Origin of the sequence: Kitasatospora sp. SUK 42, from assembly GCF_015776785.2 — a bacterium.
Classification (GTDB): Bacteria; Actinomycetota; Actinomycetes; order Streptomycetales; family Streptomycetaceae; genus Kitasatospora.
Genome location: NZ_LFMD02000022.1, coordinates 1 through 575 on the forward strand (window position 1 = coordinate 1; position 575 = coordinate 575).

At 69.7% G+C, this 575-nt stretch carries 1 protein-coding gene; it reads right to left on the reverse strand.

What is annotated here, in order from left to right:
* The coding region (locus tag RZ50_RS28170; protein WP_196951493.1) for a transposase at positions 1-347 on the reverse strand (347 nt) is incomplete at its 3' end.
* Between the last annotated feature and the right edge of the window lie 228 nt (positions 348-575).

The following is a 575-nucleotide window of genomic DNA, read 5'->3' on the forward strand; positions in this document are numbered from 1 at the left end:
GCGCGGGCGGCGGCGTAGGCGTCGATGGGGTCGGATTTGCCGATGCGGCGGCGTTCGGCCCGGTCGGGCCGGTTGACCTCGACGACCCGGTGCCCGCACGCGCGGGCTTCGCGGGTGAAGCCGGCCCCGTAGGAGGCGGTGCCCTCCACCCCGATCGCCAGTACGTGGCCGTGGGCGTTCAGGAAGGCCAGGCCCGCGGTGTATCCGGCCGCCGTGGTGGGGAACTCGGCGTCCGCGAGGTGCCCGCCGTTGTCGCTGATCACGGCGATGTGGAGGGTGTCGGTGTGGGAGTCGACCCCGCCGAACACGTCCTGGCCCGCGGTGTGTCCGACGACCGCTGCTGTCATGCTGATGATGCCTTCCCTAGCCGGAGGTCGGCGCCGGCCGGGTGGAGCAGACAGGACATTGAAGGGGCTTCTGGACCAAGCTCCTATCAGGTCATGTTCCGCCCGGCCGGTGCCGTGAGAACAGGTCCCGGCGGCCGGACAGAACAACCCGAGGACAGTCCAGCAGGACGTCAGTCAGTGGCCGAGCCACGACCACCGGAACCTGAGTACCAGCATCAATGTCAGTGG